Genomic DNA, 13,165 nt, shown 5'->3' on the forward strand with positions numbered 1-13,165 from the left:
CACCAGCCGGAACGATGGTCACGAGACAGGGAATTGAGCTGGAACTCGGCCTCTGCCGCTGGCACTGGGCAGAGACGGAGCGGGACATGCTCGCCGTTGTCGAACACCACCGTTTCCCCACCTTGCGTGATCAGTTCGGCCGACTCGCCCGCTGGGCCGGAACCCTGACTCGCCTTCGCTCTTGATCTCCCGGAGCGCTCCTGCACGGTCCGGGCTTTCCCGCCGGCCCCAACAGGCATACGGCGGACGGGTGCGCCCAACACGCACCGGCGGTCGCCCTGGCTGCGGGACCAGGGCGACCGCTCCCGAATCCCGGCGGACGAGCCCAAGTTCGGCCGGGCCGCACACCCCGCCCTGGGCACGTGTCAGCTCCGTGCTCAGGGCGGACTCAGCCGCATCCCCCACTGCGGCGGTTGCTTCGAGCGTCTCCACTTCCCGGTGGAGGCGATCCCCACGACTTCTGTGTCGGTCGGTGGGGACGCTCGCCGGTCTTCGGGCGTGTGACTCCTCCCGCTTGCCGGGAGGGTCTGGTCCTGCGAGACCACTGAACCGTTCGTGTTAGACCGACCCAACAACCGAAAGGGCGAAAACGCCATGAAGGTGATGGACAACCGGTACTCGCCGGGGATGCGCAAGTGGAACCTTCGCTTCGGAATCACCTCCCGCTGCAACATCCGCTGCCAGTACTGCCTGCCCGAGGGCAAGCAGGGCGTCATCGTCCAGCCGTCCCTAGAAGAGGCCATCGAAGTCCTCCAGGCCGCACACGACATCGGGTTCACCCGCATCCACTACACGGGCGGCGAGCCGACCGTGCGCCGCGACTTCGTGGACCTGCTCCGGGCCGGGAAGGAGATCGGCTTCACGCAGCAAATCGTCACCACCAACGGCTACCGGCTGCACCACATCATCGAGGAGGCCATCGACGCCGGCCTCACCCGGGCGATCGTCAGCATCGACACCCTCGACGAGCAGCGAAACCTGTTCATCACCCGCCGCGGCTTCCACAGCGACACGCTCCGGAGCATCGAACGTTCCGTCGAGCTGCTGCCCACGCTCACCAAGATCTCGTGCGTCACCATGCGCGACACCCTGCACGAGCTGCCGGCCTTCATCGAGTACGCCCGCGAACTCAACAACCGCGGTGGGGAAGGGCAGTTGGCGATCAAGCTGAACCAGTTCTTCCCGTCGAACCCGGCCCAGCTCGGCGCCGAGGGCGAAGCGTTCTGGAAGAACCAGTTCGTGGAGGAGTCGGCCATCCTCGAATCGCTCGCCAAGGCCGGGGAGCTCCACCCGGTGCGCCGCGAGGGGATCGAGGGCGACAACCCCAGTTACAACTACTACGAGATCGGCGACACCGGGGTGAAGGTCGCCGTCCTGGCGATGTTCTCCTGGGACTACCCGTGCGGGGGCTGCTGGAAGCTCCGCATCAGCCCCAACGGCATGACGACGGTGTGCATCAGCCAGAAGAACCCGCCCGTCCTGTGGGGGATGAGCCTCGACGAGAAGCGGGAGACCTTCAAGCGTTTGACGGGCTACCGCGACAGCGAGCAGTTCGACATCGACAACCCCAACCGCAAGCACTACCGCGACCAGCTCGGCGAACTGCGCTTCGACAAGGTCGTCGGCGAGCAGAAGAGCATCGCGCACTTCCGCACCATCCTCACCCGTGAGCAGATGGAAGGCGGTATGACGGCGTGACCACCGGGCTGGAGCGCCTGTGCTTCGGTACCTCCACCTTCGTGGCAGGCCGCCTGTTCCCGCAGAAGGACTCGGGCCCCGGGATGGCCGCACTGTGCACGGCGCTCCAGTCCGGCGTCCGGCTGATCCACTCGAACCCCAACCTCAACACCCAGTGGGCCGTCCGCGAGGTGCTGGAGGGGATCGGGCCGGTCGAGGGACTCCGCCATCTCGTCAAGGCCGAGTGCCCGTTGCACGGCGACCTCGAAGCCCGTGTCCAGTCCGCCATCGAGGTCACCACCGGCCGACTCGGCATTCCCCGGATCGGCGCGCTCGTTCTCGAAATCGACCTCAAGCGCACCGAACGCACCGACCAGCTCCACCGGCCGCGAGCGCTCAGCGGCTTCTTCCGCCACGGCGCACGTGTGGCCTTCGCGTCCGGCCGGGTGGACGCGGTGTACGCATACTGCCACGGTCCCCAGGAGCTGGCCGCCGCGCTCAGGGTGGAGGCGATCGGTGCCGTCGCCGCGCAGTACCACCTCACCTCACCGTGGGCCCGCACACACCTCGCCCAGGTGGAGAAGGCCGGCAAGGCGTTCGTCGGCATGTCGCCGCTCAACCGCGGAGCGCTGGTGAACGCGTTCGCTCCCACAATCCGAGCACGGCTCCGGCCGTTGACGTGGGCACTGAGCGAACCGCGCATCGCCGCCCTCGCGGTGACCATGTCCACCCCCGACCACGTCAACGAGGTGATCGACACTGTCCTCAACTCGGAACGATCAAGGTCCTGTTCTTCCTACACTGGCCGCACCGGAATCCCAAGGAGAGAACTCCCGTGATTGACATTGCCCTGTTGCGAACCGACCCCGACCTCGTGCGTCGTACCGCACGGGCGAAGGGCTCCGACGTCAACGTTGACCGCCTGATCGAGGTGGACTCCGAACTCCGTCACGAGCAGACCAAGGCCGAGGAACTGCGTTCGCAGCAGAAGAAGCTGGGCAAGGGCACCGACATCGAGGCGGCCCGCGACCTCAAGAGCCGGGTCCAGGCCGCCCACGACCGCGTCCGCGACCTCCAGGCCGAGCGCGACGACCTGTGGGTTCGCGTGCCGAACATCTTCCCGGACGACACCCCTTTGGGTGACGACGACGAGGGCAACGTCGAGCTTCGGAGCGTCGGAGCCCCGGAGCCGACCGATGAGGCCCGCGCCCACGAGGTGATCGGCGAGCGTCTGGGCATCTTCGACCTCAAGCGCGCCGCCGAGGTCGCCGGGTCCGGCTTCTACTACTGGAAGGGAGACGGCGCGCGCCTCGCGTGGGCGATGTTCTCCTACGTCCAGGATCTGCTGGTGCAGCGCGGCTTCTCCCCGATGATGACCCCGCTGATGGCGCGCGAGCGCACGTTCTTTGGCACCGGCTTCCTGCCGTTCTTCGAGGACCAGCTCTACCGGGTGCAGGGCACCGACCTCTCCCTGATCGGCACCACCGAGCAGACCCTGATCGGCTTCTACGGCGACACCATCCTCGACCCCGAGGAGCTGCCGATCCAGGTCGCCGCGTTCTCCCCGTGCTTCCGCACCGAGGCCGGCGCGGCGGGCCGGACCAACCGCGGTGGCTTCCGCGCGCACCAGTTCCACAAGGTCGAGCAGATCGTGCTGTGCCACCCGGACCAGTCCGAGCACTGGCTCAACGAGTGCCAGCGCAACGTGGAGGACATCCTCGACGGCCTCGAACTCCCGTACCGCGTCGTGCGCGTGTGCCTCGGAGACATGGGCGCGCCCACGTACAAGAAGTACGACACCGAGGCGTGGTTCCCGTCCTTCGGCCTGTACCGCGAGACGCACTCGAACTCGAACCTGTGGGACTACCAGTCCCGCCGCTTCAAGATCCGGTTCAAGGACGGCGACGGCAAGACCGTGCTCCCGCACACCATCTCGTCCACCGGCATCACCGACCGCGCCGCCCTGGCCATCCTGGAGAACCACGTCCAGGCCGACGGCACGATCTACATCCCCAAGGCGCTCCGGCCCTACATGGGCGGACAGGAATGGATCGGCAGGCGGGATTGACCCTGACGCTGGGGATGAACTTCGGCACCCACGACGCGGCGGCGGCCATCGTTCACAACGGAACGGTGGTCGCCGCCGTCGAAGAGGAGCGCCTCAACCGGATCAAGAACACCAAGGTGTTCCCCGCGCGCGCGATCCAGGCGTGTCTGGACCTGGCGGGCGCCAGCGCCGACGACCTCGACCAGGTGGCTTTGTTCGTGGACCCGAAGCTCCACCTGCTCCTGGCCCCCTCCAACCTCCGCCACGGCACGCCGGCGTCCATCGGATCCCTGTTCTCCGACCTCGACAAGTACCGCAAGCGCCGCCGGTTGCCGGCCACCATCCGCAGCAGCGGTCTCCTACCGAAGAACCTGCCGCTGATACCCGTGCCCCACCACCAGGCGCACGCGGCCAGCGCGTACCACGTCTCCCCCTTCGACAACGCACTCGTCGTCACGCTCGACGGCCGCGGCGAGTACGAGACCGCCGCCATCTTCGACGGCATCGACGGAAAACTGATCCGTCGTCACCACATCACCTACCCGCACTCGTTCGGCTACCTGTACAGCGCACTCACCCGCTACCTGGGGTTCCGGCCGCAGAGCGACGAGTACAAGGTGATGGGCCTGGCCGCGTACGGCAGCGGCACCTACCGCGAACGGCTCGCCCGGCTGGCCCACTTCGACACCTCGGCCGGCCGCTTACGCCTGGACCTGCGCTACTTCGACCACCACCGCAGGCCCAGCGCCCAACGAACCCTGTACAGCGGCAACTTGGTCGAACTCCTCGGCCCACCGCGGAACCCCGGCGACGAGATCACCGACCGGCACCGCGACGTCGCCCACGCCCTCCAGCACCTCCACGAGCAGCTGGTGAGCGCCTACATCGCCCACGCCCAACGACTGGTGCCACGCAGAACGCTCTGTCTCGCCGGGGGCGTAGCCCTCAACTGCGTCGCCAACGCCGCGGTCATCAACTCCGGACGCTTCGACCAGGTCTTCATCCAGCCCGCAGCCGGCGACGCCGGGACGTCCATCGGTGCCGCGCTGGTCGCGGGTGCGTACAAGGAGCGCCGACCACTCCAAAATGCCTTCCTTGGCCCGGAGTTCGGCACCAAGGCCATCGAGAAGGCCCTCAGCGGCCTTCCAGCGGGCCGCTACGAGGTACGACGGACCACCGACCCCCATCGGGAGGCCGCAAGGCTGCTGCACGCCGAGCAGGTGATCGGCTGGTTCCAGGGCCGCATGGAGTTCGGACCCCGCGCACTCGGCGCCCGCAGCATCCTCACTTCACCCCGCTCGGCCGAGACCGCAGTGCGGATCAACGCCATGATCAAGCAGCGCGAGGCATTCCGCCCCTTCGCGCCGGCGGTCCTGGCCGAGCACGCCGACGAGTACTTCGACCTGTCCCCGGCCGGAGCGCTGGTGTACCCGTACATGCTCGCCACGGCCCCTGTCCGCCCGCGCCGACACGGGGAGATTCCGGCGATCGTCCACGCCGACGGGTCCGCCCGTATGCAGACAGTTGAGCGGACCGGCAACCCCGACCTCTGGAAGGTCATCCAGGAGTACCGCCAGCTGTCTGACCTGCCGGTCGTACTCAACACGTCGTTCAACGGGGCCGACGAGCCGATCGTCTGCACTCCGGACGACGCGGTCAACACATTCGTGAGATGCGGATTGGATGGTCTTGTTATCGGACCATTCGTGGCCACGCCGCACAGTCCATAAAAGGGGATCCGATAGTGCTTTCTGGAGGATGTCAGGCCAGGCGGATTGGTAGATTCCGCATGTTCATGGGCTCGGGAGCTGGATACCACTCCCGAGCTCCATCCGAAAGACCCGACCGGGCCGGGGCGCTTCACCCCTCGCTATGCGCAGGCGGTTACGGCATTCGCCTGTCCGCAACGGCCCACCACTTGCTGAAGATGAGGATCATGGTCCCCATCCAAAAGAACGACAGCGACGACCAGAGGACCAGCTGCGCTCCGACCCGGAACAGCGCGAGTCCCATCAGGAACCCGGCAGCGCCGACCCCGGACACCGCGTAGCCCCACCGCATGACAAATCGGGCCCGGGGCCCGATGGGGTGCCGTACGGGCGCGGAGACGACCGCGACCAAGGTCAGCAGTTGCATGAACGCGAAGCCGACGACAATCACTTCGCCGCCTTTCTCTCGTACGCCCGAGGGCGACAGTACGCCGCAGGGAAGTCCTGGGCCCTGCGGCGTACCAACCAATCTGTCTACTCAGCTACCGTTAGGCGTCACCGTAGGACGTGAACGAGGTGGCCTTGTCGTTAGCATCCCATCCGACGAAGGAGTTGTGGGTGGGGTCCGAGAAGAAGTTGTCACGGGCAGGCTCGAACCACAGCCGCTGGCCGCCAGGACCCCAGACCTCCACCACCGTCTTCAAGCTGGTGTTGACCCAGCCAGAGGCCTGATAGCTGAAGTTCCAGGTGTCCAGCGTCTGCTCGTAGGGGTAGTGGTCCTTCCACTGCAGTCGCCGACCACCCCAGTCGCTGTCCTGGTACAGGCAGTACCACTGATCGGTCCACCCGTAGGGGCACTTCTGGTACTGGCACGTGCCTGTGTCGTAGCAGGTTCCACTCGCCACCAGATCGACCTCTCCGGCCGCCGCCGGCCGCCGCGCGGCGTTGGGCCCAAGGGCCTTCGCACTCGTCAAGGACGCCTGCTTCTGTCCGGGAACTGGAAACTCCATGACGACGTTTCCACCATTCCAGGAGATCTCGGTAGCACTGATCTGAGTGCCTCCCGGAGACTTCCGGAGCTGGTCGTCGATCTGCGCCTGGAGCTCTGCGGCTTGAGCGACCGTCATCCCCGACACCTCAGCGCGGGCGTCGGACTGCGCCATGACGTAGGACGCGGGCTTCGGGGGTGCGGCCTGTGCCGCACCGGTGGCCGCCCCCGCCAGAAGCAGGATCGACGACGCGAGCGTTAAGAGCTTTCGCATACTTTCCACCTCGTTTGTCCGGCCAGCAACAGGGCGGCAAACAACCCCTCGAACTGTTCGCAAAACCCAGTTGCTGGTGCTCTGTCAACTGCGGCCAAGCATTTCATCAGCAGCAAACTCGGGCAGAACATTTGAGCGAAACTTGAGCTACTGAGGATGTTCGGCGAAATGATCACTGCTCGATCGGCGTAGACCGGAATTGCGGGTCCTGGTAGCGAAGAGGCGCGAATTCCCTGGTGGGAGAGGAACGTCGAGATCGCATCTGTGGAAACCGGAACCTTTACCTGGGGCGCCTGCATTGCCGCGCTGGCCGTCCCGCACCACACCGTCGGCTGTTGCCGCCCACTGCTGCCGGATCGGCACCCCGAAACGCTCCCCCCACGCTCGGCCCGTTCCGCCAAGCGTGTTGGTGGTGTGTTGGTCATGGGATCGAGGCTTGGCGCATCGTCTGGCCTGCGATGCCGAATGTGCGGCAACTATGCCGTACCCGCCCACAACGAAGGTGGCCCTGCGCTCCGAAGAGTGCAGGGCCACCTCTGGCCGTTCAGCGCGGTCAGAGCAGACCGAACGCGGGCATCAGGTAGTAGAAGGCGAAGACACCAGCCACGGCGTACAGCGCAGGCTGCACCTCGCGCCCGCAACCTGCGACGACGCGCAGGATGCAGAAGGTGATGAACCCAATACCCAAGCCGTTGGTGATTATCGAGAAGACCCTCAGCAGCCTTCCAGCGGGCCGCTACAAGGTGCGACGTACCACCGAGACCCCGCCAGGAGGCGGCGAAGCTGCTGGACGCCGAGCAAATGACCGGCTGGTTCCAGGGCCTCATGGAGTTCGGGCCCCGCGCGCTCGGAGCCCGCAGCATCCTTGCCTCGCCACGGCACCCGTATGTCCACACCGGCGCGAGGAGATCCCGGCGATCGTCCATGCCGACGGGTCTGCGCGGGTGCAGACGGTCGAGCAGGCCAGCAGCGTCGGTCTCTGGGAGGTCATCCAGAAGTACTGCCGGCTGTCGGGCTTGCCTGTGGTGCTCAACACGTCGTTCAACGGGGCCGACGAGCCGATCGTCCGCACGCCAGCCGCGCGGTGAACTCCTTTGTCGGGTGCGGGTTGGATGCCTCGATCATCAGAGGATTCGCGGTTCGTCCACTCCCAGGAGGGCGCTGCTAACGCTTCGGGGCCCTTCCCAGTTGCAGGGAAGGCCCCGAAGCGTCCCAGGTCAGTGCTGGGCGTTGGCACTCGGCGTGGTGTTCAGCCTCGACTGCACGGCCTCGGCCACACTCTGTGCGGCCAGTTCAGGATCTTCGTGCTCCCACACCCGAATGACAAGCCATCCAGCGCCACGCAGCGCCTCGTTGGTCTCAGCGTCACGGGCCTGATTCCCGGAGATCTTCTCTTGCCAGAACGCCGCGCCCTTCTTAGCGGGGCGAAGGTGTTCTGGGCACCCATGCCAGTAACAGCCATCGACGAAGACAGCGACGCGCGCCTTGGTGAAAACCACGTCGGCCGTACGGCGGAGCTCCGGCAGGGGCCTTGCTCCCACGCGATACCGCAAACCACGTTTGTGGAGTGCGGACCGCAACAGCATCTCGGGCTTCGTGTCCCGTCCCTTGTTGGCGGCCATGACGGCGTGGGAGGCGGGGGAGGACGCCCACGAGCCGGGCGGAAGGACTTCGGTGGTGACATAACCGGCGGCACGAGCCATCTCCCACGCTTGTGCGAGGTTCGCGGCGCGGGTGGCGGCGTCCACCTCGCCGACGTACCGCTCCCGGGTGTCGCCTTCCTGCGACCACCGCAGGTAGGCCCTGATGCGGCGGGTTCTGCGGTATACACGCAGAGCGATGGACGCACGCGCGTATCGGCCCTCACCGATTTCGACCGCACGTGTGAGGCGGCTGCCGGCGGCTCGGTCCTGTTCAGCCGCCCGCGTGTCCCTGGTTATCCCCGGCTTGGGCTTCCACGCCCGATCGGGGGGCATCTGATCGTTCCAACGCCCCTGCCGACCGCTCGCGGCTTCGGTCACTTCCGCTTCTCCGGGACCGACTTGAGGGCGTCGGCGACAGCCTTGGAGAAGGCCATCCCGAGCTTGACGGGCACAGCGTTCCCCAGCTGCCGCATCTTCTCTCCCCGCGGCCCGGCGAGAATCCAACGGTCCGGGAACGTCATAACTCGCGCAGTCTCACGTACGGTCATGTATCGGTAGCCAGTCCCGCCGCCGAAGTTGGCGAAGTCGACGTCGTCGAGCTTCATGACGGATTCCCCACCCGGAACACCGTGCACGCCCGCCTTCACGGTCTTCGCCGGCCGGTCCAGGAGGTTCGGAGTGTGCCCGGCGTACATACGTGCGCCAGGCCAGCCGATGTGGTCCGGGATGCCTCCAACGATGATCTTGTTCTTAACCGCTTCCTCGGAAACCGGAGGGAGCGGACTTCCCTCGTTCTCGTCGATTCCCGCGATCGCGTCACGCAGGGTACGCCACGGATCGAGCTTCAGCTTCTCCTTGACCTTCTCGTTCTCGCAGTCGAGTTCGGGAAGGTTGTCGATGACGCGCTTGCGAGCGGCGGCGTCCACCTTATGCCGGTCCCAGTAAGGTCCGCCCTCACGCATGGAGTGGATCATCGACTCCTCGGAGTGCGTAGGCTTGGGCATGAAATCAGCCCAGTCGATTTCGAGGTCAGCACGGAACGCGACGATGATGACTCGGTTCCGGATCTGAGGAACGCCGTAGTCAGCCGCGTTAACCTCCATCTCCTTGACTACATAGCGCTGCGACAGCTCGACAGAGTCGTTGGCGATCATCTTTTCAAGGACGTCGCTGTGCTCTTCCCATGTGGCGCCCTTTTCACGCTTGACGAATGGCAGGCGCATCTCGTTCAAGATGTATTCGAAGTAGGGCCTGAAAGACGGTCGGAGAAGGCCGCGCACGTTCTCGCAGATGACCGCCTTCGGCTTCAGCTCGCGGATGGCGCGGAACATCTCGGGAAACATGTTTCGCTCGTCCTCCATGCCCTTGTGGGCGCCCCCCAGACTGAAGGGCTGGCACGGCGGTCCGCCAGCGAGGACATCCACCTCGTCCTTGACATGGTCAGTGAAGTTGATGATCTCGCGCACATCGCCGGGGACGAGCGGCCAACGCTTCTCCGGCTCGCTGGGGTCCGGCGGGTTGTTCCGCAGAGACTCACAGGCTCGCGGGGCGTACTCGTTCACCAGGAGCGGGCGGAAGCCCGCGGCGTGCACAGCCATGGCGAGTCCGCCGCCGCCAGCAAACAGCTCGACGCAGGTCCCCACATCTTGGCGTTCTTCTCGCAGCTCAGGCATGGGAAAAGTGTACCGCGGACTTGGCGATCATCAAGCACATTTCACGAATGTTCGCAACTCGCGCCTCTCTCCCAACGGTTAAGGTGATCGCGATCACTCGCCCGAAGGGAGCCAGGTCGTGTCACCGGAGAACCACGCCGAGTTCAAACTGAGCATCACGCAGGCACTCGGCGATCAGCTGGCTACGGCGCTGAGGGGGTTGAGTCCGGCGCCCCTGACCGAGGAGAACATCGACCGCCTCCCGGACCACAAGGGGGTGTATCAGCTCTACCAGCACGGCGATCCCGTGTACATCGGCAAGGCTGACGTTGCTCTTGGCCAGAGGCTGAGGAAGCATTTCAAGAAGCTCAGCGGCAGAGAGAAAATCCACTTGGAGTGGATGACCTTCACGGCCCTGTCCGTGGATGAGGATTTTGCGGCCGTCGCTCCGGAAAAGCTTCTCATCGATAAGTTCCAGGGCGAGGGTCAGGCGCCCTGGAATGAGAATGGCTTCGGAATCAATGACCCGGGAGTCGAGCGCGATACTACACTCTACTCGGATGATCACTTCGATCGACTGTATCCGGCCAATCTTGATTGGGTGATACGCGATTTCGCTCCGGGCGTTCACAGTCTGGGCTCAGTCTTGAAGCACGCCAAGGCCGCACTTCCCTACACCTTCAGGTATGCATATAACCGCAACAAAACTGAAAGCGCGTACTATGACCGATACGAAGTGGTCATCGAGCAGTCGGAGATGACGGCAAATGACTTCTTTCGCTTCGTGAGTGCCCAGCTGCCGGAGCCGTGGCGAGTAATGGTGCTCCCTGGATACGCCGTCATGTATCCGAAGGAAAAGCTGGAATCCAAAAGTGCGCGGAAGTATTTTATTGCTGGAAATGAATTGCCGGGCGGGCTAATTGGCTAAAGATTGATGGGCGGCTTGGATGCGTCCCTTCGGGCCGCCCGTCGCGGTTTTGTGATTCGGGAAGCGGGGATGGTGCCGAGGCGGTCGGCCTAGAAGTCCTCCATGACCTGCTGGAGGGCGCGGGGTATCGACGGTGGGCTGAGCAGGAGCGTGACGGGAACACCCACACCCGCCCACAACGAAGGTGGCCCTGCGCTCCGAAGAGTGCAGGGCCACCTCTGGCCGTTCAGCGCGGTCAGAGCAGACCGAGCGCGGGCATCAGGTAGTAGAAGCCGAAGACACCGGCCACGGCGTACAGCGCAGGCTGCACTTCGCGCCCGCGACCTGCGACGACGCGCAGGATGCAGAAGGTGATGAACCCAATGCCCAAGCCGTTAGTGATCGAGTAGGTGAACGGCATCATCACGATGGTGAGGAAGGCCGGCATGGCGATGGTGTAGTCGCTCCAGTCGATCTCCTTGATGGAGTTCGCCAGGATCAGGAAACCGACGGTGACCAGCGCGGGGGTGGCGGCCTGGGCCGGGACCATGGTCGCCAGGGGGGTGAGGAAGAGGGCGACCATGAAGAGCGCGCCGGTGACGACGGAGGCGAAGCCGGTGCGGGCGCCCTCGCCGACGCCGGCGGTGGACTCGACGAAGCAGGTGTTCGCGGAGGAGGAGGTCGCGCCGCCGGCCGCGGTGGCGATGCCGTCGATCATCAGCACCTTGTTGATGCCGGGCAGGTCGCCCTTCTCGTCGAGCAGGTGGGCCTCGTCGGCGACGCCGAGGATGGTGCCCATCGCGTCGAAGAAGCAGCTCATCAGCACGGTGAAGACGAACAGGATGCCGGTCAGCACACCGACCTTGGAGAAGCCGCCGAACAGGCTGACCTGGCCGACCAGGCCGAAGTCGGGGGTGGCGACGGGGTTGCCGGGCCAGGCCGGGACGGTGAGGCCCCAGTGCTCGGGGGCCAGGTTCGCGAACTGCTGGACGATCACGGCGACGGCGGTCATCACGGCGATCGAGATCAGGATCGCGCCGGGCACCTTGCGCACGACCAGCGCCATGGTGAGCAGCAGGCCGGCGATGAAGATCAGGACCGGCCAGCCGTGCAGGTGGCCGCCCACGCCGAGCTGCAGCGGGACGGTGGTGTGGGCGACGTCCGGGATGCGGGAGACGAAGCCGGAGTCGACCAGGCCGACCAGGGCGATGAACAGGCCGATACCGATGGCGATGGCCTTGCGCAGCCCGAGCGGGACGGCGTTCATGACGCGCTCGCGCAGACCGGTGGCGACCAGCAGCATGATCGCGACACCGGCCAGCACCACCATGCCCATGGCGTCGGGCCAGGTCATCTTGGGGGCGAGCTGGAGCGCCACGATGGTGTTGACACCCAGGCCCGCGGCGAGACCGATCGGGACGTTGCCGATGACGCCCATCAGCAGGGTGGTCAGACCGGCGGTGAGCGCGGTCGCGGTGACCAGCTGGGCGCTGTTGAGGTGGGTGCCGTTCATGTCCGTGGCCGAGGCCAGGATGATCGGGTTGAGTACCAGGATGTACGCCATGGTGAAGAACGTGGCGACACCACCGCGGATCTCACGGGGCAGCGTGGAGCCGCGCTCGGAGATTCTGAAGAAACGGTCCAGCGCGCCCGACGAGGGCTGCGGCGCGTGCTGGGTGGGCTCGGGCGACGCGGTGGTCGACTGGGCCTGAGACATTCGGGCGTCCTCGATCGGGTGAGGCAAGGGTGGGGGGAGTGTCAAGTATGGCGATCCCCGTCGTGGACGCGCCATCTTCGCGCGTAGAGCGAGGCCCTTACGGCCAGCATCGATCGAATACGAAAGACCGGCCACGCCCCGCCCCACCGGACGGCCCGCCGGACCCGCGCCACCCGACCGGGCCCGCCCCGTAGGCTAGGCGCATGCCCAAGACCGCGCTGCGCTCCGCTCCCCCGCCGCTAGAGGCGAACGACGTCGCCATCGTCGGCACCGGCACGGTGCTGTGGTTCGTCGGTTTCGTGGCGCTGCTGCCGTTCCAGAGCTGGCTGTCCGACCACGGCCACGGCAGCTGGCCGTGGATCTGCCTGTCCGGCGGCCTGCTCGGTCTGATCGGCCTGAAGTACTGCCGGGCCCGCCGGGACGCGATCCGCCGCGCCCGCGCCGCCGAGTCGGCGGAGAACTCCGACCAGAAGGTGTGACGCTCCACTCGTCCGGCACGAAACGGCCGAGGCAGGGCGCCCCGCCCAAATCACCCACCTAGAGTCGGTGCC

The 13,165-nt window shown here is 65.9% G+C and carries 11 protein-coding genes and 2 pseudogenes; 7 read left to right on the forward strand and 6 right to left on the reverse strand.

The features are described 5' to 3' along the window. Positions 1–594: 594 nt before the first annotated feature. From ACZ6R9_RS09935 to ACZ6R9_RS09950, 4 genes are read left to right on the forward strand one after another with little or no spacing between them, the layout of a single operon-like run. The gene (locus tag ACZ6R9_RS09935; protein ID WP_465537548.1) at positions 595–1,698 is read left to right on the forward strand and encodes a radical SAM protein; all 1,104 of its coding nucleotides are present in this window, start codon (positions 595–597) and stop codon (positions 1,696–1,698) included. Beyond that, complete coding sequence (locus tag ACZ6R9_RS09940) at positions 1,695–2,516, forward strand: aldo-keto reductase family protein (RefSeq protein WP_465537550.1); 822 nt, start codon at positions 1,695–1,697, stop codon at positions 2,514–2,516. The genes ACZ6R9_RS09935 and ACZ6R9_RS09940 overlap by 4 nt, the downstream gene beginning before the upstream one ends. After that, positions 2,513–3,745 (forward strand): serine--tRNA ligase, encoded by a 1,233-nt coding sequence (gene serS / locus ACZ6R9_RS09945; RefSeq protein WP_465537552.1) that lies wholly within the window; start codon positions 2,513–2,515, stop codon positions 3,743–3,745. The genes ACZ6R9_RS09940 and serS overlap by 4 nt, the downstream gene beginning before the upstream one ends. Then, entirely contained in the window at positions 3,742–5,454 is a 1,713-nt protein-coding gene (locus ACZ6R9_RS09950) for a carbamoyltransferase family protein (RefSeq protein ID WP_465537554.1), read from the forward strand. The genes serS and ACZ6R9_RS09950 overlap by 4 nt, the downstream gene beginning before the upstream one ends. 154 nt (positions 5,455–5,608) lie before the next feature. Here ACZ6R9_RS09950 and ACZ6R9_RS09955 read toward each other — a convergent pair whose 3' ends face one another. The 3 genes and pseudogenes from ACZ6R9_RS09955 to ACZ6R9_RS09965 all read right to left on the reverse strand — a co-directional run. After that, positions 5,609–5,884 (reverse strand): hypothetical protein, encoded by a 276-nt coding sequence (locus tag ACZ6R9_RS09955; RefSeq protein ID WP_380479315.1) that lies wholly within the window; start codon positions 5,882–5,884, stop codon positions 5,609–5,611. A 97-nt stretch (positions 5,885–5,981) separates the two neighbouring features. Continuing rightward, positions 5,982–6,695, reverse strand: coding sequence for a hypothetical protein (locus ACZ6R9_RS09960; protein WP_465537556.1), 714 nt, complete (start codon positions 6,693–6,695; stop codon positions 5,982–5,984). 553 nt (positions 6,696–7,248) lie between these two features. Next, a pseudogene (locus tag ACZ6R9_RS09965) lies at positions 7,249–7,395 on the reverse strand (NCS2 family permease); the annotation flags it as partial. Positions 7,396–7,520: 125 nt separating this feature from the next. On the opposite strand from ACZ6R9_RS09965, the pseudogene ACZ6R9_RS09970 reads away from it, so the two are divergent. Continuing rightward, positions 7,521–7,783 (forward strand): annotated as a pseudogene (locus ACZ6R9_RS09970) (carbamoyltransferase C-terminal domain-containing protein). A gap of 129 nt (positions 7,784–7,912) precedes the next feature. Here ACZ6R9_RS09970 and ACZ6R9_RS09975 read toward each other — a convergent pair. Both ACZ6R9_RS09975 and ACZ6R9_RS09980 read right to left on the reverse strand, forming a co-directional pair. Then, positions 7,913–8,716: a very short patch repair endonuclease gene (locus ACZ6R9_RS09975; protein ID WP_465537557.1), complete on the reverse strand. Its 804-nt coding sequence runs from the start codon at positions 8,714–8,716 to the stop codon at positions 7,913–7,915. After that, positions 8,713–10,011 carry a DNA cytosine methyltransferase gene (locus tag ACZ6R9_RS09980; protein WP_465537559.1) on the reverse strand — a complete coding sequence of 433 codons (1,299 nt, stop codon included), beginning with the start codon at positions 10,009–10,011 and terminating at the stop codon, positions 8,713–8,715. The genes ACZ6R9_RS09975 and ACZ6R9_RS09980 overlap by 4 nt, the downstream gene beginning before the upstream one ends. Before the next feature lie 118 nt (positions 10,012–10,129). Here ACZ6R9_RS09980 and ACZ6R9_RS09985 point away from each other — a divergent pair, with 118 nt between their 5' ends. Next, the gene (locus ACZ6R9_RS09985; protein ID WP_465537560.1) at positions 10,130–10,918 is read left to right on the forward strand and encodes a GIY-YIG nuclease family protein; all 789 of its coding nucleotides are present in this window, start codon (positions 10,130–10,132) and stop codon (positions 10,916–10,918) included. A 235-nt stretch (positions 10,919–11,153) separates the two neighbouring features. On the opposite strand, the gene ACZ6R9_RS09990 is transcribed toward ACZ6R9_RS09985, so the two are convergent. Further along, positions 11,154–12,614: an NCS2 family permease gene (locus ACZ6R9_RS09990; protein ID WP_465537562.1), complete on the reverse strand. Its 1,461-nt coding sequence runs from the start codon at positions 12,612–12,614 to the stop codon at positions 11,154–11,156. A gap of 203 nt (positions 12,615–12,817) precedes the next feature. Here ACZ6R9_RS09990 and ACZ6R9_RS09995 point away from each other — a divergent pair, with 203 nt between their 5' ends. Further along, positions 12,818–13,093 (forward strand): DUF2530 domain-containing protein, encoded by a 276-nt coding sequence (locus tag ACZ6R9_RS09995; RefSeq protein ID WP_465537563.1) that lies wholly within the window; start codon positions 12,818–12,820, stop codon positions 13,091–13,093. Positions 13,094–13,165: the final 72 nt, after the last annotated feature.

It is taken from the genome of Kitasatospora sp. NPDC048662 (assembly GCF_055587065.1).

Excerpts from the sequence above, each read along its gene's own strand:
- ACZ6R9_RS09935 (WP_465537548.1), top strand. The coding sequence starts at position 595 with ATGAAGGTGATGGACAACCGGTACTCGCCGGGGATGCGCAAGTGGAAC.
- ACZ6R9_RS09960 (WP_465537556.1), bottom strand. The coding sequence starts at position 6,695 with ATGCGAAAGCTCTTAACGCTCGCGTCGTCGATCCTGCTTCTGGCGGGG.
- ACZ6R9_RS09980 (WP_465537559.1), bottom strand. The coding sequence starts at position 10,011 with ATGCCTGAGCTGCGAGAAGAACGCCAAGATGTGGGGACCTGCGTCGAG.
- ACZ6R9_RS09990 (WP_465537562.1), bottom strand. The coding sequence starts at position 12,614 with ATGTCTCAGGCCCAGTCGACCACCGCGTCGCCCGAGCCCACCCAGCAC.
- ACZ6R9_RS09995 (WP_465537563.1), top strand. The coding sequence starts at position 12,818 with ATGCCCAAGACCGCGCTGCGCTCCGCTCCCCCGCCGCTAGAGGCGAAC.